Here is a 26999-nt window from a genome sequence, read left to right as displayed (position 1 = left end):
ATGCGAGCGATTTTTCAGCTTGTGACCTGCACCCTGCTGCTACTGGTCACCTTCACCGACTGTCGCGCTGACAGTACCGACACCAGAAAGCCGAACGTTGTTCTGGTCATCACAGATGATCAGGGATACGGGGATATCGCCGCGCATGGGAACAAGATGATCCAGACGCCAAACCTGGATCAACTGTATCGCCAGAGTCTGCATCTGACCAACTTCCATGTCGACCCGACCTGTGCGCCGACCCGCTCTGCTTTGATGACCGGACATTACTCCACGCGGACCGGCGTCTGGCATACGATCATGGGTCGCTCGCTGATGAATACCAATGAGGTCACCCTGGCTGAAGTGATGCAGAGTAACGGCTACAAGACCGGCATGTTCGGGAAATGGCACCTCGGTGACAATTATCCGCTGCGTCCCCAGGACCAGGGATTTGAAACCGTCGTGCAGCATGGCGGCGGGGGAGTCACACAGACGCCGGACTACTGGCAGAACGATTACTTCGACGACACTTACCTGCGGAACGGCAAGCCGGAAAAATTCAAAGGCTATTGCACGGACGTCTGGTTCCAGGAAGCGCTGAACTTCATCGAGACGAACAAGTCGGAACCGTTCTTTGCTTACATCTCGACCAATGCCCCTCACAGTCCGTACCTGGTTGATCCCAAATACAGCGCTCCTTACGAGCGGAAAGGTGTGTCAAAGCAGATGGCCGCCTTTTACGGCATGATCACCAACATCGATGAAAACATGGGACTGCTGGAACGACGTCTCAAAGATTGGGGACTCGATGAGAACACGATCCTAATCTTCATGACCGATAACGGCACCGCAGCCGGTTTTAAACGTCCCCAGCCGGAAGACCTTTCCAAGAAACAGCAGCGACGGCTTTCCAAAGGCAAACCGATCGTGCTGGAATCGTGGCCCGGTTTTAACGCGGGCATGCGGGGTACGAAGGGTTCAGAATACGACGGCGGACATCGCGTTCCCTGTTTTATTCGCTGGCCGGCCGGCAAACTGGACGGGGGGCGGGATATCACCCAGCTCTCGGCTCATATTGACATCCTCCCCACACTGGCCGAACTCTGTCACCTGACGATCTCCAGCGAACTCAAGCTGGACGGCACGAGCCTGGTGCCTATCCTCAAGGGGAAGAAAGACGCGTTGCGTAATCGGACTCTGATCGTCCACTCTCAACGGATTGAGACGCCGGAGAAGTGGCGGAAATCTTCGGTGATGACCGAGCGCTGGCGACTGGTAAACCAGACGGAGTTGTATGACATCCAACACGATCCCGGTCAGACCAAGAACATTGCGTCCGAATTTCCCGGCGTGGTGAAGTATCTGTCTGCGGAATACGAAAAGTGGTGGGAGAGCCTGAAGCCCCGCTTCACTGAATACGTGGCGATCGGCGTCGGTTCCCGGTTTGAGAACCCAGCCCACCTGACTTGTCACGACTGGCACGCTCCGATTCAACAGGTCCCCTGGAATCATCAGCAGATCGCGAAGAACCCGATTGCCAACGGCTTCTGGATTGTCAACGTAGAAGCGCCCGGCACGTATGAAATCACCCTGCGATGCCGACCGGAATCGGCCCATCATCCACTGAAAAAGGGTGTCGCCCGGATCCAGATTGGTGATCAGAAACTGCAGCAGGACATCGATGAAGGCGATCTTTCCACGACCTTCACCCTGGACCTGACGAAGGGACAGAAGAAGCTGCAGACCTGGCTGGATGAAGGGAATGGCGTCTCACGGGGTGCCTTCTTCGTCGAGATTTTCCGCAAAGAAACGCCGTAACGGCGCAGACGAGATTCGGGTTCAGGCAGTTCGTGCCTGAGCGATGCCAATGCGAGCCTGAATGCGATCGGTCTCGATCAACTGTTTGAGTCGCCGCTGATTTTCTTCCAGTTGATCCCGCGAATTCTCCGGGTGCCAGAGGTGAAACACGGGGGCTGCAAAACGGGCGTCTTTGTGAAACACTCCGTTACGGATCAGACGCAGGACGAGGTCGGAATCTTCCATGCCCCAGCCGGTGTAGTCTTCGTCGAAGCCATTCACGGCGAGCAGGTCTGCCTTCCAGGCGGAGAGATTACAGGTCTTGGCGCCTTCCCACTGCCGGGCAGTCCGGTGACGGTAATGTCGTCCCAGGGGCAGACGGCACAAAGGCAGCAGACGGTTGATACTCCCCTCGCGTCGGGCGGCGAACCATTGTGCCCAGGTCCAGACTTCCACGGGCAGATTCTCTTCCAGTACCCGTTTTGAAAATGATTCTGACAGCAGTACCCGGTTCCCCGACAGAAACCAGCCAGCTTCCGCGAGCTGTTCGTGTTGGGCCAGGAACCAGGGAGCGGGAATGCAGTCCCCGTCGGTGAAGACGATGTAGTCGGCCTCGGCAGCTTCGATGGCCCGATTCCGGATTGCTCCTGCGCGGAAGCCTTCATCGGGGTGCCAGATGTGTTTGACGGTGAACGGTGCTGTCGCCTGGAATGCTTCGATGACCGTTCGGGTTTCGTCCCGGGAACCGTCGTCGGCGATGAGCAGTTCATCCGGCGCACGCTGCTGACTCAGATAACCTGCCAGCACTGCCTCCAGGGCAGTGGGCCAGTTGTAGGTGGTAATGACGACAGCAAGTCCGGCCATGGAATTTCAGAGCTCTTCCTGTTTTTCCCGGTTGAGAACCATCAGCTTCAGGTACCGATAGTAGGTGCCTTCCGCGTTGGATATCGCCAGCATGAAACCTTCTTTCCCGTCCAGAAAACCGGCCCGCAGAAAGTAGGTGCGGATAAAGGTCCACGTGCCGTGACAGATGGCCTTGCACAGGCTGGCCTGCTGCTGTTCTTCTGCCATCATTTTCGCACCCGCGGTAGAATAGGAATTCATCGTATTCAGAATCTGTTCCAGCGTGAGCAGAGATTCGTGAATGATGGGTTCCTTGAGTTTGCCCACCCTGCCCTGCACGACAATCCGCTCATGGACCAGGTCGTCGCTGAATTCGGCTTTGCCCCGGCGAAAGAGGCGCACCACATGATCGGGCCACCAGCCACTATGCTTCATGTATCGCCCGCAGTAGTTGGATCGGCGGGGCATGGAATAGGCATCGTAGCGTTTGGGCATCTGGATGACGCGTTTGATTTCGGTCTGCAGGTCGTAAGAGATTCGTTCGTCAGCATCGATCGACAGGACCCACTCATTCGAGGCGTATTCGAGTGCGCGGTTTTTCTGAGGTCCAAAGCCGGGCCAGTCGGTTTCGTAAACGTGCTCTGTGTATTCCTTGCAGATGGCGACCGTCTGGTCGGTACTGCCGGAATCCAGAACGATGATTTCATCTGCCCAGGCAACCGACGCCAGGCACTCGCGAATCGTAGATTCTTCGTTTTTAACAATGACGATAACCGATAACGACATAAAGCTGGCTTTTAAACTTCAGTAAGAATGGTCTATGTTTCACAGGAAGGTCGAACAAACATCAAGATTGTCAACCGCGCGCGATCCTGTTAAAAGAGGAATCCTGATCGATGTGAATACTATTATGATCAATTATGCCTTTTCCTGAAAGCTTGCCATGAGTTTGGCAGGAAACTGTAATCTGGAAAAGGGCAATCATCGAAATCATGAGATGCCAGGGTAAAATTGTCTGAATCCCCTCCCGCAGCACCACACCACTTTTCCTTATTTGATGACAGCGTTCCTTATACAACCATTCGCTGCCTCAAAGAAGAAGACTTACGTTCCGTGTGGCTGCTCGATATTCAGGGACGCGGACTGACTACAGTCAAACGCTGGCCCGTTGACTGGAAGCTCCGCTGGAAGTCACTCTTTGGTCAGTCACAGCCACAACGCCAGGTGACGGGTGCCTGGCGACTGCTGCAGGCAGGCGTTAACACACCTCAGCCGGCGACACCCCTGTATCGTTCCGGTCCGTATTATCAGCTGGAAATGCCTTATATTGAGGGGACGACGGTTTACGAGGTCTTCAAATCAGTTGCTCCGGAATCCAAGTCAGAACTGTATCCCATCGCGCGGGAACTGGGGGCGATCGTACGTCGCCTGGCAGATGCTCAACTGCGGCACCGGGACCTCAAGCTGGAAAACATCGTTCTCAAGCCGGGTGAATCGGGGCAGAGTGTGCCTGCGCTGTGGCTGATCGATCCGGTGGGAATCCGTCGCTGTGCTTCGCAGGAAAAATCGCTGATCTGCATGCTGGACCGACTGGCGATTCAGCCACTCAATGAGGGGCTCCCCCTGCCCCGTTCGCTGCAAGTCATCTGTATACGTGCGGCGATTGAAAATCTGCCCCGGGAACACCGCAGGCATTTCTTTTCAAAGCTCAAAAATCAGCTGAAACACTCTACAGAACAGGCGGAAACCGCTGATTGATCTTGCCCTGTCTGGCGAAAAGCAATACAAGCGGGGGCGTCGTTTTTCCTGCATGATCTCCCCCCGTCTTAGCATGCCTGTCTTCGCATGTAAGGCACCGATTCCTCAGGCCTGACATGAATCAATTGCCCGATAACCCACTCTATTTTAAATCTCCCCAGGTCGAAGCCACTTCCGGAGCCATCTGGCTGAAGCGGGCGCTGATCTTATGGGCCGTTTTGTGGGTCGTGGTGAGTGTGAAATTCATCGTTCAACCCGAACGGAAATCGGTTTATCCCTGCTTTGCAGACTCTTCGATCAACTGGTGGGCCGACCGGAACCTGTATGATAATGAAGCCTACAGCACCGGGTTTCGCTATAGCCCCACATTTGCGATAGCGTTCTCAGCTTTCGCAGTTTTTCCTCCGACCGTCGGGGGGATTCTCTGGTCCGCTTTGAATATCGGACTGCTGGTCTGTGCGCTGCGGCTGCTGGTTAAGGAAATCTTCCCCGGCTCATGGACACGAATGCAGGAAGCCGGGTTTCTGATCCTCTGTCTGGTCGGCTGTACGCGCGCGATCTGGTCAGCCCAGAGTAATGCCCTCGTCTTTGCCCTGGCGGCGCTGGCGGTCGTCTGTCTCAAAAAAGAGCGCTGGTGGGGAGCCGCATTTATTCTGGCTGCCGCCGTGCATATCAAGCTCTGGCCGGCTGCACTGGCGTTACTGCTGATGGCTCGCTTTCCGTTTCAGCTGGGTCCCCGCTTTGCGACCGCCTGTGCGGTGCTGGTGCTGCCACCGTTTTTGACACGCCCCTTGCCGGTCGTCGTTCAGCAGTACCAGAACTGGTATGACCTGTTGACCGGCCCGTATCGTACACTCAGACAGGCGGGATTACGGGATGCTTACACAATTGCCGAGAACTTCGGAACCTACATTGACGATCGGGTCTACACACTTCTGCAGTTGGGAATGGCCGGACTGGCGCTGTTGTGGTGTCTGCGTCTGGCCCGCATCGCCACCTCGAAAGAAGCCTATTTCACCGGCGTCTTGACCACTTGGGTCTGCTGGCAGCTACTCGTTGGCCCTGGTACCGAGCGTTTAACGTTTCTGCTGGCCGCCCCCATCGCCAGCTGGGCGTTGATCGTGAGTATGCAGGAACGTTGCTACCGTGGACTGGCTCTGACCGCCTGGCTGTTACTCGTCCCCCTGGGTATGGGTGCAGTGGAACGCGTCCTGCTGCCGGTCGCTGCCTGGTCACCGGCGATTTTACCGCTGGGAATTCTCCCGTTGATGGCGTGGCAGATGGCCTATTTTGAAAGCCGGGCTCGCGAAAACCGGATAAGCCAGTCAGAGGGAGCAGACACATCAGAGGCTGCTCAGAACGCTTCTCTGGCCGCTTAAGAAGTATCTAAGCGGCTTTAGTCTGCTGTTGTTCCAGCAGAGAAACGACTGCATCAAAGACCTGATTGGCGGATAAGTCTTTCATACAGCGATGATGCCCCAGCGGACAGACCCGCTGCTGACAGGGACCGCAGTCCATCGCAAGCTGGAGGTGTTGTCCGCGCTCGTAAAACGTTTCACTCCACATGATATGTGTGGGACCGAACAGCGTTACCACAGGCACATCAAACGGAGCTGCGAAGTGACGGGGACCAGAATCGGTGGTCACCAGTAACTCGGCCTGTTGAATCGCGGCCTTCGTGAGCCCGAGATGCAACGGTTCATCCGCCAGCGAAGTCACCAGGGGATGCTTTGCCTGCGCGACGATCTGCAGGGCTTCCTCTTTTTCAGCGGGTCCACAGACCACCAGCACCGAACGCTGTAATTCCGTGGCCAGGCGGTGTGCGAGTTCCGCGAAATTCACGACCGGCCAGTGTTTGGCAGCGCCGAACGCGCCACCCGGATTCAGACAGATCAGTGGATGACGTTGAAACTCTGCTGACTGTTTATTCCAGAAGCTTGACCAGCGCTGTTGATCGGCATCGGTCACAGCCAGTTCCATTTTCCGCGACAGTCCGGAACCTGGTTTTGAATCAGCCTGCTCAACACCAATGATATGCGCGACGATCCGCAGGTATTCATCGATCGCCGGATGAGGAACCTGACGATTCCCGGCCGGAAGCGCATCGGTTAAGAGCCAGCCCCGCCCATCCCGCTGGATTCCCACACGCCTGGGGATCCCCGCCAGAAAACTGAGACAGGCACTGCGAAAGGAATTGGGAAACAAGACTGCCAGATCGAAGCGTTCCCGTCTGAGTTGACTCAGCAACTGGAACTGTGATTTGAGACTTTTCTCATTGCCGCTGGCGAGGGAGTGATCGACCAGATCGAGCCCAATGAGGACTTCAGCCACGTATGGCTTCTGAATCGCTGTAATTTCCGCGTTGTGAAACTCATCACGCAATGCCCGTAAGGCGGAGGTCGCCATGACGGCGTCTCCGATCCAGTTGGGTAGAAAGACTGCAATTTTCATCCGGCTTTTCGTTTCGGAGGCTCGATAGGTTGATGGAGAGGCAGGATATCGGGCTGTCCGGCTGCTTCACCGCGGATAATGCCCAGAATCTGTGTGGTGGAAATGCCCGGGGTAATTCCCAGTGCTTTGACTTCCCCGCCGTAGGCTTCGACCAGTTCCCAGCCGACAATTTCCTCTTTCGAGTAAGTGCCACCTTTGACGAGTAAATCGGGTTTGAGTTCATTGATCAGTTCGCAGGGCGTCGACTCATCGAAGATGACGACATAGTCGATTCCTTCCAGAGCCGCCAGCATCAATGCACGATGTTCCTGTCCGAAGATCGGTCGGTCCGGTGCCTTGTTCAGAGATCGCACGCTCGCATCACTGTTGAGTGCAACGATCAGGCAGTCCCCTTCTGCGGCCGCCTGTTCCAGGTAGGAAACGTGCCCCACGTGCATGACATCGAAACAGCCGTTGGTCAGGACGACTTTCTGTCCCAGTTTCTGCCGGGCCGAAACATGCCGTTTGAGCTCTTCCAGCGAGAGTACTTTTTCACTTGTCGCGCGGGCCCCCATAAGCAGGTCGGCCAGCATTTCTTCGCGGCTGATTGTGACGACGCCAATCTGTTCGACCTCCAGACCGCCGGCCACATTCGCCAGTCGGGCAAGGTCTGCGGGAGCAATTCCAGCGGCACTGCCGACACCGATTGTCGCCAGCACCATATCTCCGGCACCGGTGATGTCATAAACTTCCCGTTTCCGGGTCGGTAGCAGTTCTGTTACACCATCGGCCTGTGTTAAAGCGATGCCATCACTGTCGAGCGTGACAAAGACAAAGTCCAGATTCAGCTGTTCGCACAGCAGTTTACCTGCACGAAAGGCATCGGATTCGTTTTCAATTTCAAATTCGACCGCCCGGGATGTTTCGAGTCGGTTCGGTGTGATCGCGGTAGCACCCGAGTAGATCTGATAATCGCGGCCTGGACAGGGGTCTGCAATCACGGGCACATTTGCCTCGCGGGCTGCCTGAATCACACAAGCCAGAACATCTGGAGTACAAACACCTTTGGCATAATCGCTGACCAGGATCGCCTGTTGTTCGGGGATTAAAGGCAGAATTACGTTGAGTAACTGTTCGGAAGCGGTCGCATCGAGGGGTGTATTCACTTCCCGATCGACACGCAGAATCTGGTGCGGATGACGCTGCTGCGCCCGTCCGATGAAGCGCTGCTTGACCGTGGTCGGTCGACTCGCATCGGCGATGATGGCCGAGCAGTCAACGCCCCGCTTCTCGAGGGCTTCCCGGATCACAACGCCATCCAGATCGGTGCCTGTCACCCCGGCCATGGTCACTTCCGCTTCCAGACCGATCAACATGTTGGCGACGTTGGCGGCTCCGCCCAGGCGGACCTCCTGGGTATCTTCCCGCAATAGAATCACCGGTGCTTCCTGGCTGATCCGTTCGGCATCTCCCCAGGTATAGCGGTCCAGAATCAGGTCTCCCAAGACGAGGATTTTCGGATGACCCAATTTTTGAATTGTATTGATTAAATGATATGACATTGATCGCGCGTTTCAGACGAAGTGATAAATCCAGTTCAGTCAACGTGATCTGAAGAGAACTTCAGCCGCGGAATCATCATCAGAACGCGATTTTGAGTCAATGCCTTTTTTGTCAACCTGGCGACTTTAGAAAGGATAGCAGCGAAGTTTTCGCAGGTGACTGATGCAGAGCCGTCTTGCCCCTGTGAAAACAGGAAGCAAGTCGCCTTTTGTTGCTGAGTTACTCACCAAACTGAAGTTTGAGCAGCAGATCTTTGACTGCGGTCATGGGGATTTCGTCCTGCTCAATCGCCTTGGAAGAGCTGATAAAGACAGGCGCTTCCGCGTCTTCCCGCCCCGGTGTCGGCAGACGACCGTGACTCCCTTTGACCAGCGTTGCATCCAGACTGGTCAGATCCATGTAGTAGCGAAATCCCAGTTTCTTCCTGGCGAGACGACGGGCCAGACGCAGTTTGGGGAATTTAATTTCCGGATCGATAAACAGTTCCACAGGATCGTAGCCCGGTTTGCGATGAATATCGACGGTCCGTGCGTAATCGGGGGCGAGCCGGTCATCCAGCCAGAAGTAATAAGTGAACCAACTACCGGGAGCCGCCACGACGACCAGTTCGCCCGAACGTTCATGGTCGATTCCAAATTCGGCCTGTTGTCCTCGATCGAGGATCATCTCTATGCCGTCGATTTTTTCGAGTAGTGCTTTGACCTGTGCTACATCCTCAGGCTTTTGCACGTAAACGTGGGCCAGTTGATGATCGGCGACGGCAAACGCAGGTGAGGCACCGCAGTCCATGGATTCCCACCCCAGGGCTTCCTGTCTGACTTGAAGCCAACCGTGTTCCCTTAGAATCCGGTTGATGTGCACCGGCTGAGCAACATCCGTAATGGCATACTCGGAAAGCACCACCACTTCAGCGCCTGCGTTTTGAGCGACGTCGATCAGACGTCCCGCTTCGTGATCAATGTCGCGAATATCCTGATCGATGGCGGGATCTGATACACCCAGACGCTGCAGGTTGTAGTCCAGGTGAGGCAGATAAACCAGGTTCAGGTCTGGTTGCTTCTCCCGAAACACTTTGATAGAGGCATCTACAATCCAGCGGGAACTGGAGATATCCGCACCGGGTCCCCAGAAGCGGAGCAAGGGAAAAACGCCCAGGTCAGACTGCAGTTCATCCTTGAGTGAAGCGGGCTGGCTGTAGGAATCGAAGACTTTCCTGCCATCTGCGGGATAACTGGGACGAGGCGTAACCGACCACTCTACCGGGGCATACATGTTATACCACCAGAACATTTTTGCTGTGGTGTAATCGGGGGCTCGTTTTTTAGCTGCTTCGTAGACCCGTTCCCCCTGAACGAGTTTATTCGACTGTTTCCAGAACATGACCTCTGCCAGATCGCGGAAATACCAGCCATTCGCCACGATGCCATGATCGCGCGGCATCAGGCCGGTCAACAGTGTCGATTGTGCAGAACAGGTTACCGCAGGTAATACGGTGCCCATGGGACGCGAAAACCCTTGCCTGGCGAGGCGAGACAAGTTGGGCGTTCGTTCTCCCAGCATTTCATGGGTCAACCCAACAACATTCAGCACGACCAGAGGTTTACGCATGAATCAGACACTCTACAGAAAGCTTTAAATAGTTTTAACTTACCACATTGATCAGCCAGCATAGTCAATCAAAACGGAGATTGAAAGGTGTTACTGTCTGAGTAAAAAAGAGATATTTTCTGCCAGAATAATTGTTATAGACAGTTAGATTCCAAAACTCGAAACGTCCCTCCCAAAGCCAATTGTCTGAATAATTAATCTTAAGGAAATGAGTGTTCATCGTTTCAGATAAGTGATATACAGTAAAACTGAACTGAAATCCAAACGGCTCAGTCTCTCTATGTAACTACTATATATAAACTTATAACTTTATATTCCGGAGATCCTTATTGTTCCCGGTTCGAATATTCCCCAAGCCAGAAAAACTGTTTTTACAGAGATAAGCGTTTAACTGAGTAGATTTATATTGACTACTCATATTATCTATTTTAGCTTATTTGTCATTTGTGTGATAATTGGAAAATTCCACATTATCAAAAAGGTTAGCTTCTAAATTTGTAAATATTTGAGTGAGTACTGATAATAATTTGACCATTCTATAACGACTTGAATCCGCTTCTGCGATTCACGTAACAATTTGTTAGAGAGACTGAAACTATGGTTGTGGGCCGTCCATCCTTCGTGTCATATCTTCGCCGACCAATTTCTTTGCTGAACTGTCTTCGCAGAGGTCAAAAAAAACGACAAAGTCGTGAGAAACTTCGCAGTTATGTCAGTACTTACTCCACAGCGGAACAGTTAGAAGATCGTACGCTGCTGGCTGGTGCTTCGCTCGTCAATATCGAGCCGAACATCGATCTCTCGCTGACTGATGGAGAGGTTTATAACCAGGCCCCCTCAGAGCTCACTTTCAAATTCACACCCGGCCAACAGATTAACCCTGATACTCTGGGCGCCATTCAGATTGTCCGCAGCGGCCTGGACGGAACTTTCACAGACGGCAACGAAGTTCCCATTACTCCCGGCTACATCGGCATTGGCGAAAATCCGAATGAAGTGATTCTCCGCTTTGCAGAATCATTGCCCGATGATCATTACCAGATCACGATTCTGGGAACCGGCGCAAATCCGTTACTGAATCAGAATGATGAAGCATTTCAGGACGGCGTGGATCAGGTCATCGATTTCGAACTGGACCTTGGCGCGAAAGTAGTTGCAGTTGTCCCCCAGCCTGTCTCTGGTGGTGGAACAGGCAGCCTGACCCAGGCCAAGGATCAGATCGACGTCTACTTTAATGCAGATACCCTGGATCAGGCGTCTGCAGAAAACGTCCAGTTCTATCAGTTGATTGATACATCGTCGAATACACTCATCAATCCTGACAGTGTGATTTATGATTCTGCTACGAATAAAGCCACGCTGACCTTCGCCGCCGATATCGCAGATGGTACCTACCATTTACGAATCGGCGAATCCAATACGCCTGATTTCACTACCGCCAGCGTGGTAGCTGTTGGCGATGTGAATTCCAGCTTTGATGAAGCTGATGCAAATGCAGACCTCGGTGTTCTGGGAACGCAGACCATCCAGGTAAATGGAGAGATTCAACCGCAGTCTGTTTTGCAGCCACAATTACCTGGCGGGAATGACGAACCCGGTCACCGCGAAATTACGATTGAGCAACACATTGAATCAAACGCGACTGGTACAACACCCTCGGCTCCGTCAGCAATTCCTACAATTCAATTTTATTTCCCAGACTTCTATGGGAATGATTTGTATGGTAATCCACTGTATAACGAAATTACGGAAAATCAAAAGCAGCGTACTCGCGAAATTTACGAACTCTACAGTTTCCTCACTGGGATCGAAGTTCAGGAAACCGCAAATAGTGGTACTGCCATCGTAACTGGTGACATCCGTGTTCTCGACCCAGGCACTCCACCATTAGCCGTGGGGGGGATCGCCGGTGGAGGCATGGCCATTATGAATGGCGCGCTCGACTGGGGTGACAGTCCCTATGGGGGGAGCTGGTTCGGTACCGCGTTTCATGAAATTGGACACACACTGGGCTTAGGTCACTCATACGACCTCCCCTCGGTCATGGGGTCCTCCGGTGGAGATGTCGGCGGTACCATAACAGGCGAGCCGATCTTCCCCTCAAATTTTGACATTACTCACATCAACCGCATTCATCCTGCTCTCGCCAATGATATTGACCTTCACAAGTTTGAGTTAGCAACCGCAGGTCGATTCACTGCAGAAATCACTGCCGATCGTCTGCCTACCAAGAGTTTTCTGGACAGCGTGCTGACTCTATACCGGGAAACTTCACCCGGAGTCCGCGAAATCATCGCCCGGAATGACGATTTCTTCGGTGAAGATGCGTTTCTGGATCTGGAACTGGAAGCCGGTAATTACTATCTGGCGGTCACCAGCGTCGGGAACATTGATTTCGATCCGAATGTAGCTGATTCCGGCTACGGCGGGCGGACCGATGGCCTGTACTCGCTGGACATCAACTTCACCCCAGATCCCATGGCGAACACGTTCATGGTGGATTCCACAGGCGTAGCTCTGGATGGAGACGCCGATGGGACACCCGGTGGTGTATTTGACTTCTGGTTCCAGTCAGGTGAGACCATCTTCGTCGACAAAGCGACTCAGTCAGCAGGCCCCGCAGATGGTAGCCTGTCGAACCCCTACGCCAATATCGACGATGCCCTGCTTGCCGCGGGGAATAGCGCGACAGCAAAGATTGTCCGCATTGTCGGCAATGGCGGAGTTGACGGTGACATCAGTACGCTCGCTGACAATGATGCCTATCTCGTCGGTCTGACTGACAGCTTCCAGCCACTTGAAGATGGGGCGACATTTAATATTCCCAAAGATGTTACGGTCATGGTCGATGAAGGCGTGATCATCAAACTGCAAAGGGCTAATATCGATGTGGGATCGAATAACCTGCAGGATGATCGCAGCCAGGGTGCGCTCCAGATTCTGGGGACGACTGAAAATCAGGTCTACCTGACAGCCTTTGGCAATGATGCGATCGGCGGCGATGACGATGGCTTGAGTGATGGTGCCAATCCGGGCGACTGGGGGGGCATTGTTTTCCGCGATGACTCCGGCCTCGAAGATCAGGGGATCTTTCTGAACTCGGTCAACAATGCCAACATCAGCTATGGTGGGGGCAGTGTGTTTGTAAACTCGGTTCAGCAGGTCTTTTCTGCTATCCATGCTGAATCTGCCCGTCCCACTATCTGGCAGAATACAATCGCTTTCAGTGCCGACTCCGCCATCTCCGCTGATCCACGTAGTTTCGAAGACAGTCAATTTACCAACGGCTCGTTCGTCATGGACCGGCATGGACTGGAGATCTTCGATAACCATATTGCAAACAACTCGGTGAACGGACTGTTTGTTCGCATCAACACCCCTTATGGCAGCACGATTAACAAACTGGATGTGCCTGCCATTTTCAATGACAAGATCACTCACGTCATCACTGAAAATCTGCAGATTTACGGGGCCCCCGGGGGACAGATGGATGAGAGTGGCAATCCGACAATCAATGGACGTCTGAAAATCGATCCGGGTACTGTGATCAAACTGTCTGGTGCACGTATTGAAGCGGAGCGTGGCAGTGCTCAGTTAATTGCAGAAGGTACCGAAGCCAACCCGATCATCTTTACCTCACTCAGCGATGACCGTTACGGCGCAGGCACGACGTTTGATACATCGAATGACGGTTTTGATACATCAGATCCGGCGAACCTGCCTTATGGCCCCGGCAACTGGGGCGGCATCATCTTTAATGCAGCTTCTTCCGGAAGCATCGATCACGCATTGATCACTAACGCCGGTGGTCTGATTCCGATTGAAGGGGGCTTTGCCAACTTTAACGCCATCGAAGTTCATCAGGCTGAATTTCGTATCTCCAACAGCATTCTGGAAAATAACGCCAGCGGTCAGACTGGATCCAGCCGCAATGGTCGTGGATCGAATGATGATGCTACAATTTTTGTGCGTGGCGCCCAACCAATTATTGTCGACAACATTTTCCGCGACAATGAGGGAACTGTTGTCAGCATTGATGCGAACTCGCTCAATTACAAGTTCAAGGGTGACTACGGACGATCAACGGGCTTCACCGAAGCGTATACACAATACACGGATAACCATGGTGCCCTGGTTCGTCTGAACCGGATGGAAAACAACGGTCTGAACGGTATGGAAGTCCGCGAGGCTCTGCTCGATACGGAAACCGTCTGGGATGACACTGATATCGTGCATATCCTGCGGGGAGAGATTCAGGTTCTCCAGCACCATACCTTCAGTGGCATTCGTCTGCAGAGCAACCTCGATGAAGGCCTGGTAGTCAAACTGGACGGCGCGGATGCCGGCTTCACCGCTGATGGTGTACCACTTGACATCGAAGATCGAATCGGCGGCACCGTCCAGATCATTGGACAGCCTGGCTTCCCTGTAATTCTGACATCGCTGGCAGATGATACAGCCGGAGCCAGTTTCACTCCCGCCGGTCTCCCCCAGACTGACACCAACAATGACGGAGATGCCTCCACCCCTTCCGCAGGTGACTGGCGCAGTATCCGGCTGGACCGCTACAGCAATGATCGGAACGTCGTAGAACGTTTTGAAACTGAAGGCAATAATACAGGTGGGGTCGACACCAACAGCAACCCCGGCTTCGCTCAAAATCTGGGAATCCTGGCCCCGGATGAAATCAGTGGAGACGAGAATCGCGCCCTGGGCTTTAACGTTCATGGTAATATCAGTGCCGACGCACCGGACGATGTTGATGTTTACAGCTTCACAGGAACCGCAGGAACCCGTATCTGGATCGACATCGATCGGACCTCTTCCGCGCTGGATACCATGGTCGAACTGGTGGATCTCTACGGGAATGTATTGGCCCGCTCACTCAATTCGTTTGACGATTTGACGCTCAGTGGGGATGCACAGTCTCTCCTGCAGGATGAATATCTCCTGGGAGACTTTTATTCTCAGAACATCAACGACGCCGGTTTCAGCGTCGTCCTACCTGGTCCTGCGGGTGCTACCGGTACCTTCTTTATCCGGGTACGCAGTCAACCGGTCGCCGGCGATGAAGCCAACCTGGAAGGCGGCCAGACATCGGGACAATACCAGCTACAGGTTCGCTTGAGACAGGTTGATGAGAAACCTGGTTCTACCGTCCGTTATGCAGATATCCGCTATCCCACTAATGGGGTCGAGGTACTTGGTCAACCAGCCCATTCGCCTCTGCTGGGTGAATCCTCTGAAAAAACTGCGAATAACGAATCAATCGACAACGCCCAGGGCCTGGGGAACCTGCTGACCAGCGATCGCAATACGCTTTCGGTATCCGGTTCCCTGTCCAACGGGTCTGATGTCGACTGGTACACTTTCGAAATGGGTTACGACCTGGTTCAAGTCATCGGAGGTCGTAGCGACGGTGGTAAAACCTTTGCCGCCATCTTTGACATCGATTACGCCGATGGATTATCCCGTGGCGATACTACGCTCTCCGTCTTCGACGATCAGGGGCGCCTGATTCTGGTCAGCCGCGATTCGGACATTCAAGATGACCAGGCCGACGGTGATACCGAAAATCTGGCTGCGGGGAGCTTCGGGAAACTGGATCCGTACATTGGCACCGTGCAACTGCCTTCTGCAACTCCCGGCAGCACATTCCGCTATCACGTTGCGATTTCATCCAATGCCCGTCTGCCACAAGCTATGAATGCAACCTTTGTCTCTGGCGCATTAAACTCTCAAATCCGTCTGGAGCCGGTCAGTTCCGTCCAACGCATTGTTGAAGATCATATCGGTTTCAGTGGATATACGTCCGGCAATTCGCTTGCCGGCTCGACTTATGTCGTCCCCCCCACCACCAGCAGCATCTTTGATATTTCGAATGAAACCACGCTGTCGACTAATGTCACTGCTTTCACGTTGGAAGACGTAAATCTCTACGTTTCGCAGAATGATCGCCTCCGGATCGTGGACCCTTACGATGGTCGCGTCGCTGAATTATATCCAGGGGCCAATGCGACTATTGATGTCGGCGCACTCTCTACGGGGGGTAACGATAACACCGCTGATATTACGATTCGTTCAGACGGTCGTCTCTTCAGCTACGAAAGTTTGAGTGGTGTCGGTAATACCGTTGGTCGTTATCGGGAAATTGACCCCGGTAACGCCGGCACAATTTCATCCAATAATGACGGCATCCCCAGTATTCCCAATACAGGTGCAACTGATCCCGTCCAGATAAACTCTGACAGTGTGGGCGCCCTGGCATTCCAGAGAATTGGCGTTGCCACCTATAATCTCTTCTATGCCGTTAATGATGGGGCGAATACCACACTCTATCAGGCGAATCCGGCGAATGGTGATGCAGGTGACAACCGTTGGACCAGTTCAACTGACACGACCGATCCGCGTAATACTTTCACTGTTATCGGCGATATCACCGGTTACGGTAACATAACGGGAATGTCTTTCCGTGGCATCAATGCATCAGCAAGTCAGAGTATCCTCTACGCTGTCACTGACGATAACTATCTGCTAACAATTACATTTACCGACAGAAGCTGGGGGAGACGTGACGTAAACAATGTTACTGCTGTTGACTTATCCGGACAAATCAGTGGTACCTTGCAGGGTCTTACTGCAGCGCCCCAGAATCTGAACAATGGTGCCTTCCAAAATTATCTGTTTGGCATTACGAATACAGGAAACCTCTACTGCATCGATCCCGCGACAGGCAGCCTTCTGTCTACAATTGATGATCCGGCATTAGGGACCATCAATATCTTTAATGGTGGGGGAAACTTCATTAACGTCGGGGCGTCCGGAATAACTGGCCTAGCCTTCTCACCGCTGGACTTTAATCTCTGGCATCCCACATTTCGGCGGAACACCGATTCCGGACACGGGATCAATAACACATTTGATCAAACTCGAACTGATGTCGGAGGCAATGACCGCGACACCTTCCCGAATGGTCTGGAACAGAGCGAACAGCAAGGGGGAGCCAGTTTCTACTTTGGCTTTGAGCAATGGCTCGTTAATAACTCATCCACCAACGATTACATCGATTATGAGCCGAATGCGCAGTACGGCGTCCTGGATTCTGACTTCCAGCGCGACCTCTCGACCAACCCGAACATCGGCGATAACTACAATATCGCTGGCGGTGCGCATGGCTCTCTGGTTTCCGGGGAATTCAGTCTGGCAGGCTACAACGGTACCGACCTGCCGACCCTCTACTTTAACTACTTCCTGGAAACAGAGAATGCCAACTCCATTACCGGCAACATGCGAGATGCAGCTCGCGTTTATATCACCAATGATGGCGGTACCACCTGGGAAGAACTGGCGACCAATAACTCAACCTTAGCGCCTGCCACAAATCCGAATTCGGGAGAGTTGTCTTCCTACCTCACCGTTTCTGAGAGAGAAGGGGTTGGAAACGCGAATCAACAAGTTCAGGAAATGTTTGATAACTCCGGTGTCTGGCGGCAGGCCCGCATTGACCTGAGTAATTATGCCGGGGATGCCACTCTGCAGCTCAGATTTGATTTCAGCACGTCCGGCACAGTAGAGGGTGAGAATGTAACAACCTCGTCACCCATTACGCCTCCAGTCTCTGATTATCAGATCGATGTACTCTTTACGGACTCAAGTCTGACTGCCAGCCAACAGGCTGTTTTCCAGCAGGCAGCTTATCGCTGGAGCCAGATTATCCAGGGCGATGTTCCCGATGTTGATCTGAGCAGTATGGGTTATGGCATTGTTGACGATCTTGTCATCGAAGCAACCGCTCCTTCCATTGATGGTGTCGGTGGAATTCTGGGACAGGCGGGACCGACATCGGTTCGGCCAGGAACCTTCATTCCTTCCTCCGGGATCATGCAGTTCGACAGTGCTGACATTGCGGATATGGAAGCCAGTGGTCGACTCTTCGATGTAATCCTGCACGAAATGGGTCACGTGCTCGGCATTGGGACGATCTGGGATGATCTGGGACTGGTTACAGACCTTGGTACATCAGATCCGCGCTATACTGGTACGGAAGGGGTCACTCAATACAATGCTCTACTGGGTACCAGCCTGCCAGACATTCCTGTAGCAAATACAGGTGGTTCAGGCACCTTTGGTTCTCACTGGCGTGAGTCAGATCTGGACACAGAACTGATGACCGGATACGCCGAACCTGCGGGGGTAAATATGCCCATCAGCACGATCACCATCGGCAGCCTGGCAGACCTGGGCTATGATGTCGATCTGGGAGCTGCAGATACATATCCGCTACAGGCACCAGACTCACAAACAGAGGGACTGGTCTCCCTAGGTGAAATGCTGGAAGCCCCCACATTCCTGGTGTTGGATGAAAGCTCGATTTTAGCCAGTGCCAATGATTCTTCACTGTCAAGCTTATTGCCGGGAGACCTGTTCGGAGATCCGGACGGCAACCGCCAGGCACAGAATAATAATTTTGAAGGGTTCTATATCGATGACATCATCATCGGTTTCGCAGAGCGTGGGGAAATGGTCACGGGAGCGCAGGCTGATCAGACGGCCTTCTTCAACCTGCCTCAAAATCCGACGTTTGGTGCGCCTACTCAGCTTCTCTCGGGTGGGTATCAGTTGGAAATCCGACGTGGAACGGAATACGCAGCACCGCCCAATGGTCAATTACCTGACCTGACAATCTCTACCCAGTTCGACACCAATGACCGGCTCATTCGGGAAGTGGAAGCTACAGTGCCTTCGGACTTTCTGAATGGTCAGCAGGGCGATCGGAATCTGGCTCGTCAACAGGGTCATATTTCGATTGAATCCAACTCGATCTCCAGTGCTTCCGAATATGGCATCAACATTGATGCCGGCCAGCGTGAATCTGTTGCAGCTGGGCCCAACGGCGGTGTGAGTGCCCGTTCTCAGGCTGGGGGCGTGATTAACGTTCCGGAACTGAATGACTTCTTCAATGGGGGCCTCGGCTTCGCTCCGGGTGTGACCATTCAGAACAACGTGGTCACTGAGTTCACTAACGGACTCGGTGGTATCCGTGTGAGTGGCGATGCGAACAGCAGCACTCAAAACAACCCGGCAGCAGTTTCCTACACGAAGGTCGTTAATAACACCCTGTCCGGGGCCAACGTCACCGTCACACAGTCTTCGGCTCAAATTGACGTGGTGTTCATAATCGATATTTCGGGCAGTATGGGACCGGCGATTGCGAACGTACAGGCGCAATTGCTCAACTTTAACTCACAGATGCAGGCAGCAGGCATTGATGCCCAGTACGGACTCGTTTTGATGCCTAGCCCTGTCGGTTTCAGTGATGATCCGACGCAGGTACAGGATATTGTGGACTTCGCCACGTTTACTGCTCCCGGAAGCCCGTTCCTGACAATTCCCATTACGGGAGCTACCGAACGCGGCAGTGATGCCATCCTGGAAGCCCTGAATCTCTTTGATCCTGATGCTGGCCCTACAACGTTCAACTACCGACCAGGTTCCCGCATCGTCCCAATTCTTCTCACTAACGAAGATGACGACAGCACCACGCAAGCCGCAATTGATGCCCAGGCTGCTCTGCTATCAACGAACTCATTATTCTATGCGATTGCAGATCCGTTATTCTTTAACACGGCCAGCACGTATGGTACTTTCGCCACCTCGACCGGCGGTCAGCTCTTTGACATCAACAACTTCCTGCTCGACCCCACCAATTTCTTCAACACGATGACAGCCGATCTGATTGGTCAGATCGCAGTGGGGGCAGCCGGCCAAGGGATCCTCGTCGAAAATTATGCGACGACAACCATTCTGAACAATATTGTTGCAAACACTTCTACAGCGATCGACCTGCAGTCATCCGGGGGCATTCCGAACGTTGTCGGTGCTAACGTCTTCAAAGGTAACACCGCGATTGGAACCGCTGGAACGAATTCGATCCAGCTGGGAGCCAATGATCCTCTGTTTGTGAATCCATCCAAAGGAAATTACTACCTCGCAGACAACAGCCAGGCCATCGACAGTTCTTTAAACAGTCTGGCCGATCGACCTGATTTCGTAAACGTCAAAGACTCTATCGGGATGCCCAACTCGGATATCTTTGCTCCGACTTATGATGCGTTCGGGCAGTTACGCGTTGACGACCCGACCCAAACTCCGCCTCCTGGCTTAGGTTCCAACATCTTCAAGGACCGCGGAGCGATTGAACGAGCTGACTTTGTCGGCCCGACTGCGATTATCTCGTTACCCGAAGATAATGATGTCGACGGCGTAGATCAGAACAGCGACCCCAACGCAGTTTACATCACCAACCCCGAGCTGTTCACAACGATGATTGTGAAACTGAAAGATTCGGGCATCGGCATTGACGATAGCCTGGTGAATTCGCTGCAGTTCACTCTGACTGCCCGGACAAGCACTTCTACACGCACGCTGGAAGAAGGTCTGGATTACATCTTCAGCTACAACCGCAACACTGACGAAGTCATCTTCACATCCATCGCCGGTGTCTTTGGAATGGACACGCTCTATACGATTGATGTTGATAATTCGACTACGAACGCGGTCAAAGACCTTGCAGGAAATGTGTTGCAGCCGAACCAGACGGATGGTTCGACATCCTTCACGATTCTGGTCAGCGATGGCGTGAATGCACCGCCGATCAACCACTTCGACGCTACGCCGATTCCGGATTCACCGAATGTCACAGTGACGACAGATCCCGGGTTCTCGGTCGTGTTCTCGGCTGCCAACGGAAATGCCCTGACGGTTACCGACCAGGACTCCTTCCTCGGCACCCAGGGAATCCCGACTTCTCCTGCCACAGACGGGATGGTCACGGTCACTCTGTCGACGCTGATGACCGAAGGTAAACTGGCTGCAGGCCCCAACACCAGCAACGTCACCATCAATCTTACCGATGATGGCACCAGCTATTTCCTGGAAATCACCGGTCTGATCGAAGATGTCAACACGGCCTTGGATGGAGTATCGTGGACACCGCTGTCGACACCGACAGATGGTTCAACCTTCGCGGGAGCGACCGCTTCACTGACGATGACCACTGATGATAACGGCAACTTCTTTGGCGATCCCTCTCAGACAGACACCGATGTGATCGACATCGTGGTAACAGCATTGCCTGAAGTCTTCTTCAACACCCCTACCTACAGCTTGAATGAAGATGGTACGACTACCGTTACCGTTGAGCTGGAGCGGGATAAGATTGGTCTGGAAACCACCGTCGACCTTCTGTTCGGAGCCGGAGATACCGAAGGAATTGACTTCACCACCCCACCACCGGCACAGGTCACATTCGCTGCCAATGAGCTGACGGCAGAAGTTGTGTTTACCATTTTCAATGATGATATCGTTGAGCTGGATGAACAATTCACTCTGACGATTGACACTGTCGACAATGGTACCAAGACCGACGGCCTCATCGATGACGGGCTGGGTGGAACACTGACGGTTTACGATCAGACAACGATCACGATTGTGGATAATGACACTGCTACAATCACCTTCGTTGAGACCGATCTGACCGTCGCGGAAGATGTTGCCACCGGCTATGTCGAATATACGGTGCATATCTCCAACGCGGTTGAGAATGATGTCCAGTTCTTTGTCACTTCAGCTGATGGAACATCTCTCGTAGTCGACAACGCCAGTGACGAAAACACTGACGACGATTACACCAGTGTCAATGAACTGGTCACTTTCACCAACTCCATCACGCCGGCTGCTGACCAGACTTTCCAGGTCTTCATCACCGACGATAACAAGCTGGAACTGGATGAAATCTTCAATCTTTACATGAACAGCCTGACCGCTGGCGGACTGGAATCCAAGATCACTCTGGGTTCCCCCGTAAGTAATCCGGCACAGGTGACCATCACCGATGAAGACACTGCCGTCATCAGTTTTGTTTCCGATGACCTGAATGTAACGGAAGACGATGGTGCCACTGTCACGTTTAATATTCAGATCGACGATGGTTCCGGCGGAGCGATTACTCTCGCGAAAGATGTCAGTTTCTATGTTTCGACCGCTGACGGCACCTCCAGCGTGGATCGCAATGCGACAGTTGCCGACAACGACTACACAGCGAAAACGGAACAGTTCACCTTTGCGGGATCTGCAGACGCAGACCTGGTTACCGGGATTCAGAATTTTGTCATCACAATCAACAACGACGACAAGCTGGAACTGGATGAAGTCTTCAATGTCTTCATGAGTCAACTGGCAGCCAATGGCCTCGATTCCAAGATCACGCTGTCCCATCCCATCACTGAGCCTGATTCCAATAACTGGGCACAGGCAACAATTACGGATGAACTGGACACCGCCAACATCACCTTCCTCAACAGCAGTATCACCGTCAATGAGCAGGCAGGGGCGATTGCACTGTTGACCGTTCAGATTGACAAAGCGATTGCAGAAAATGTGAGCTTTGATCTGTTCACACAGGATGGAACTGCCACTGACGAGCTAATCGATGACGACTACTCATCCGATCGTCAGACCTTCACCTTCCTGGGAACACCTGACACCGATGTGGTTCCTGGAGTCAAGACCTTTGTCGTTAACATTACCAATGACGACAAACTGGAGTTGGATGAAATCTTCAACGTTCTGATGGACAGTCTGTCTGCCAACGGCCTGGACAGCAGAATCAACCTGGACGGTCCAGCTGATGTTACAATTAAGGATCTGGACACCGCGTTCATCTCCTTTGTCAACAACGATGTCTTTGTCGACGAAGAAGCGGGCTCGGTCACATTTAACGTCTACATCTCGAATGCGATTGCAGTCGATGTTGGTTTCGATCTGACGACGAAAGACGGTACTCCTCCGTTACCCGCCGGTTCCGGAATTGCCACCGATGAGTCGCTGGATGATGACTACAAATTCAAAACCCAGAGCTTCACCTTCACGGGTACTCCGGACACCGACAATGTCCCCAGTGCTCAGGCCTTCACCGTTACCATTACTCCTGACGAGAAAGTGGAACTGGATGAACTCTTCAATGTGTTCATCGACAACCTGAATGCCAACGGGCTCGACTCCCGAATTACTCTGGGGGCAGACGCCACCGGTATCATTCGCAACAATGACTCGGCAATCATCACGGTTGATCCTGTCATCTCCGGCGGTGTTAATGAAGGCAGTGGTACCGGCACTACCGATATCACTTTCAATGTGAATATTTCCAAAGCGATCGACACGAATGTCAGCTTCTTCCTCTCCACCCTGGACAATACAGCTACGGTGGCAGACAACGACTACATTCCTGTGCTGAACCAGCTGTATACATTCCTGGGTTCTCCCAACTCCGACGTTGTCCCCGGACAGCAGACATTTACCGTGCAGATTGCCCAGGACAAAAAAGTCGAACTGGACGAACTCTTCAATGTCATCGCAACCAATCTGAATGCGTCAGGACGCAACGTCACACTGGGACTGCCTGCAGCGGGTACGATCATCAATGATGACTCAGCGACCGTCACAATCAACAACGTCTCCAAGCTGGAATCCGAAGGGAACTTTGTCTTCACCGCGACTCTCTCGAATCCGGTCGATTCGAATGTTTCCGTTGAAGTCTACACCCAGCATGGTACGGGACTGGTCACCGACAGCGACTACAACGCCGTCGATCCTCTCGCTCCCATCATCCTGAACTTCACCCCGAATGGTGCCCTGACTCAGAACTTCACGATCACCGTCAATGATGACAATCTCGTGGAAGGCGATGAGTTCTTCTCCACCATTCTGGCCAACCTGGACGCTGCCCTTCGCAATGTTTCGATCATTAACGGAACCGACCAGGGACACATCCGGGATAACGACTCCGCGAAACTGTCGATCACTCCAGTCATCGACACCGAAAACCACAGTCCGTTCCAGTTCCTCGTCCAGCTGTCTAACCCGGTCGACGTTGCGATTACCGTGGATGCTTCAACCATCGACGGAACAGCCACTTCCCCGAATGACTACCAGGGAATCTCTGGCCAGACTCTGACCTTCGGCCCCGGCGTGACGCAGGTTCCGCTGAACATCACTGTGTTCAACGATATCTTCACCGAAAGCCCGGAAACGTTCGAGGTGATCCTGGACAATCTGGTTCCAAATGGACGTGCCGTCTTCCTGACCAGTGTCGAGTCGCTCAGCAGTGTCGCCACTTCTGACGCTGCAGTCGCCGTGGATGTTGTCGGTAACTACGCTTATGTGGCAGACCGCGATGGCGGCCTGCAGATCTATAACATTGCCAACCCGGCTGCTCCTTTCCATGTTGGTGAGTTTGACTTCAACAACCAGGGCATCGCCCAGGCGATCGATGTAGTCGGCAACCTGGCTTACCTGGCGGTTGGTGAAGCAGGACTGCAGATCATCAACATTGCGAACCCGGCTGCTCCGGTCTTCGTCGGCAGTATCGCCACACCCGCCCGTGCCCGCGGCGTCCAGGTCATCGGTAACCTGGCCTATGTCGCAGACGACAGTGGAAACGGTGGCGGTCTGCAGATCGTTGATGTCACCAACCCGGCCGCTCCCTCTATTCTGGGAAGCTTTGGAGTTTCCACTCCCGGCGGTCTGGCAGGTGGTGTGGAAGTCATTGGCAACGTCGCCTACCTCACCGATGGAAATAACGGGCTGCAGATTGTCAACGTCACAGACTCATCCAACCCCACCCTGATCAAAAATGTTCTGACTCCGGGCGGAGCCGCGATTGGACTGGATGTTGTCGGAAACTACGCCTTTGTAGCGAACCGTGAAGGCGGTCTGCAGGTGATTGACATCTCAACCCCCGCCACCGCCTCAATCGTGGGTACACTGAATACTCCTGGCGTCGCCACGGGTGTCCAGGTTGATGGCAACTTTGCCTATGTGGCAGATGGAGCTACCGGCCTGCAAGTGGTTGATATTACGAATCCGACCAGCCCGATCCTGATCAACACATTTGATACGCCCAGCAGTGCCCGCAGCCTGTTTGTGAACGGCACCCTGGCATTCGTTGCTGACACCTTCAGCGGTCTGCAGATTCTGGAATTCTTCCCCTCGACTACCGCGACGGGAACGATCCTGGATCCCTCCGGCCCGCCATTGACGGGAACTGCTTCTCCCAATACCACCATCAGTACTTCGATCGTGAAATCACAGACAACGACTGATGCGAACGGCGAAACCGGTTCCGTACCGGAAAGCGAAGATTGGGTTGATGAATGGGACAGTTTCTGGGTTGAAGTCTGGGGTACCACCACAGACGGCTCCGGTATCACCGGCGGTTCGTTTGACCTGGAATACAACACCGACTTCTTTACTGCGACCGCCATCGAATTCGGTTCTGCATTCGGGAACAGCACTTCGTCCAGCATCGATGACCAGACCGGCATCGTATCGGGCATCAGCGGTCAGAACGGCGTGGGCACACTGGGGTCCAGCAAGCAGGTCCTGCTGGCCCGCGTGAAGTTTGAATCGCTGGCCGATGATGGCGTTGCCATCGATACCGTCGCCGGCTTCCTCGGACCTCACAACCTGGGCATCCGCGTGATCAACGCTCAACTGGATGTGGCAGGTACCGGTGCTGTGACCGCATCAGTGGCGACTGCACCGACCACCGATCTGTGGGCTGTCCCGTTTGACCTGGATGACAGTGGTGTCATCGACTTCAAGGACCTGCTCAAGTTCTCATCCTTCTATGGAACGTCCGTGGTCAACGCCTCCTCCGGGCTGGCCTGGTCACTCGACTTCGACAAGAGCGGCCAGATCAACTTCAAGGACCTGACCTTCCTGGCAACGAACTACAACCGTTCCAAAGCCAGCGGTCAGTCGGTCATCTTCCCGCCAAACTTCCCGCAGGAATGGTATGGTTCCTCCATCACCACAGACGGGGATGACTCACTGAATGACCTGATCAACGCCGCTGTTGACGAATGGAAGACCGCTACCGGAAACCAGAACCTGTCAGTTCAGGTCGTGGTTACCGACCTGGGTGGTCAGCAACTGGGTGAAGGGCATATCCTGGAACTCGACGAAAACGGGATTCCCGTCAAGGGACGCGTTTACATCGACGACGATGCTGCCGGCCTCGGCTGGTACTCGTCCATCGAAGGGCTCTCCTTCGACAGCAATGGAGAAGCGATCTCCGGTTCTGCCGCCGACGGACACTACGACCTGTATACCGTCCTGCTGCATGAAATCGGTCACGCAGCCGGCTTCACGACGGGCTACTCTGCCTATGCTGACCATGTTGAAACCAGCGGTTCCGGCCAGGTTCAGTTTGTCAGCTGGGATCTGATTGCACCGCTGACCGACGACGGCCTGCACATCGATGAGAACTTCTATCCGGATGACCTCATGGGCGAATTCCTCGACCCCTCGGTTCGGAAGTCGATCTCAACCCTTGATGTTCGCATCCTGCAGGCTGCCTATGCAGACGCCGCAGGAGCCGTAATCAGTCCACTGTCAGCTCCGTTGACTGGTGCTGGACTCGATCCGACTCCGCTGATGACCTCAGCACCTGTGGTTGATGCTCCGGCTGCAACCACTCGCACCAAGCAGTCTGTCGGGGTTGCTCCCGCACCTGCACTGGAGCCGGCCTCCGAGCCAACAACCGTCGAAACAGCTTCGGACTGGGGTTACACTTCGCTGACCGTACAGGATTCGGTACTGAACCTGGATCAGTCCAGCGGACTGGATCAACTGGTTGGTTCGCTGCTCGATAACTCTTACGAGACAGATCAGCTGCTGACCAACGACTTCGAGAGTCTCGAATCAGACGGATATGACCTTGGCTTCGAATTCGAAGATAACCAGGATCTGAACGCCGGCTTCGAACTGGAAACCGCAGGCGAAGAAGTGGATGACCTCTTCGCAGACTGGTCAGGTCCGCTGATCTAAGCAGTCGCCTGTCAACTGGAATAATGAGAGACGGAGAGGTGTGAGCGAAAGCTCCACCTCTCTTTTTTTATTTCATAGGCAAATGCCTGGCGTGTGGTTAACATAAAGTGGACTGTGCACAGCTAAGC

9 protein-coding genes are annotated in these 26999 nt (G+C 53.5%); 4 read left to right on the top strand and 5 right to left on the bottom strand.

What is annotated here, in order from left to right:
- A complete protein-coding gene (locus HG66A1_RS03235) occupies positions 1-1800 on the top strand; it encodes an arylsulfatase (RefSeq protein ID WP_145180791.1) in 1800 nt (599 codons plus the stop codon).
- A 21-nt stretch (positions 1801-1821) separates the two neighbouring features.
- On the opposite strand, the gene HG66A1_RS03230 is transcribed toward HG66A1_RS03235, so the two are convergent.
- Both HG66A1_RS03230 and HG66A1_RS03225 read right to left on the bottom strand, forming a co-directional pair.
- Positions 1822-2643: a glycosyltransferase family 2 protein gene (locus HG66A1_RS03230; RefSeq protein WP_145180789.1), complete on the bottom strand. Its 822-nt coding sequence runs from the start codon at positions 2641-2643 to the stop codon at positions 1822-1824.
- Positions 2644-2649: 6 nt separating this feature from the next.
- Positions 2650-3408, bottom strand: coding sequence for a glycosyltransferase family 2 protein (locus HG66A1_RS03225; RefSeq protein ID WP_145180788.1), 759 nt, complete (start codon positions 3406-3408; stop codon positions 2650-2652).
- Between the two features lie 225 nt (positions 3409-3633).
- On the opposite strand from HG66A1_RS03225, the gene HG66A1_RS03220 reads away from it, so the two are divergent.
- Both HG66A1_RS03220 and HG66A1_RS03215 read left to right on the top strand, forming a co-directional pair.
- Positions 3634-4380, top strand: coding sequence for a hypothetical protein (locus tag HG66A1_RS03220; RefSeq protein WP_145180785.1), 747 nt, complete (start codon positions 3634-3636; stop codon positions 4378-4380).
- A gap of 116 nt (positions 4381-4496) precedes the next feature.
- Positions 4497-5759: a glycosyltransferase family 87 protein gene (locus HG66A1_RS03215; protein ID WP_145180784.1), complete on the top strand. Its 1263-nt coding sequence runs from the start codon at positions 4497-4499 to the stop codon at positions 5757-5759.
- A gap of 7 nt (positions 5760-5766) precedes the next feature.
- On the opposite strand, the gene waaF is transcribed toward HG66A1_RS03215, so the two are convergent.
- From waaF to HG66A1_RS03200, 3 genes are all read right to left on the bottom strand, one after another.
- The gene (waaF, locus tag HG66A1_RS03210) at positions 5767-6831 is read right to left on the bottom strand and encodes a lipopolysaccharide heptosyltransferase II (protein WP_145180782.1); all 1065 of its coding nucleotides are present in this window, start codon (positions 6829-6831) and stop codon (positions 5767-5769) included.
- Positions 6828-8372, bottom strand: a complete 1545-nt coding sequence (locus tag HG66A1_RS03205) for a PfkB family carbohydrate kinase (protein WP_145180779.1) — start codon at positions 8370-8372, stop codon at positions 6828-6830. Before HG66A1_RS03205 ends, waaF begins: the two co-directional genes overlap by 4 nt.
- A gap of 220 nt (positions 8373-8592) precedes the next feature.
- Positions 8593-9981 (bottom strand): alkaline phosphatase family protein, encoded by a 1389-nt coding sequence (locus HG66A1_RS03200; protein WP_145180777.1) that lies wholly within the window; start codon positions 9979-9981, stop codon positions 8593-8595.
- A 648-nt stretch (positions 9982-10629) separates the two neighbouring features.
- Between HG66A1_RS03200 and HG66A1_RS03195 the strand changes: the two genes are divergently transcribed.
- On the top strand, positions 10630-26871 hold the full coding sequence (locus HG66A1_RS03195; protein ID WP_197996957.1) for a Calx-beta domain-containing protein: 16242 nt from the start codon (positions 10630-10632) through the stop codon (positions 26869-26871).
- The last annotated feature ends 128 nt before the right edge of the window (positions 26872-26999 follow it).

Source organism: Gimesia chilikensis, assembly GCF_007744075.1.
Classification (GTDB): Bacteria; Planctomycetota; Planctomycetia; order Planctomycetales; family Planctomycetaceae; genus Gimesia; species Gimesia chilikensis_A.
Note: the sequence above shows the minus strand (reverse complement) of the source record. Positions and strands in the feature narration are given on the sequence as shown.

Bases quoted from the DNA above. Each gene is read 5' to 3' on its own strand.
- waaF (WP_145180782.1), bottom strand. From the start codon at position 6,831: ATGAAAATTGCAGTCTTTCTACCCAACTGGATCGGAGACGCCGTCATG.
- HG66A1_RS03200 (WP_145180777.1), bottom strand. From the start codon at position 9,981: ATGCGTAAACCTCTGGTCGTGCTGAATGTTGTTGGGTTGACCCATGAA.
- HG66A1_RS03215 (WP_145180784.1), top strand. From the start codon at position 4,497: ATGAATCAATTGCCCGATAACCCACTCTATTTTAAATCTCCCCAGGTC.
- HG66A1_RS03225 (WP_145180788.1), bottom strand. From the start codon at position 3,408: ATGTCGTTATCGGTTATCGTCATTGTTAAAAACGAAGAATCTACGATT.
- HG66A1_RS03230 (WP_145180789.1), bottom strand. From the start codon at position 2,643: ATGGCCGGACTTGCTGTCGTCATTACCACCTACAACTGGCCCACTGCC.
- HG66A1_RS03205 (WP_145180779.1), bottom strand. From the start codon at position 8,372: ATGTCATATCATTTAATCAATACAATTCAAAAATTGGGTCATCCGAAA.
- HG66A1_RS03235 (WP_145180791.1), top strand. From the start codon at position 1: ATGCGAGCGATTTTTCAGCTTGTGACCTGCACCCTGCTGCTACTGGTC.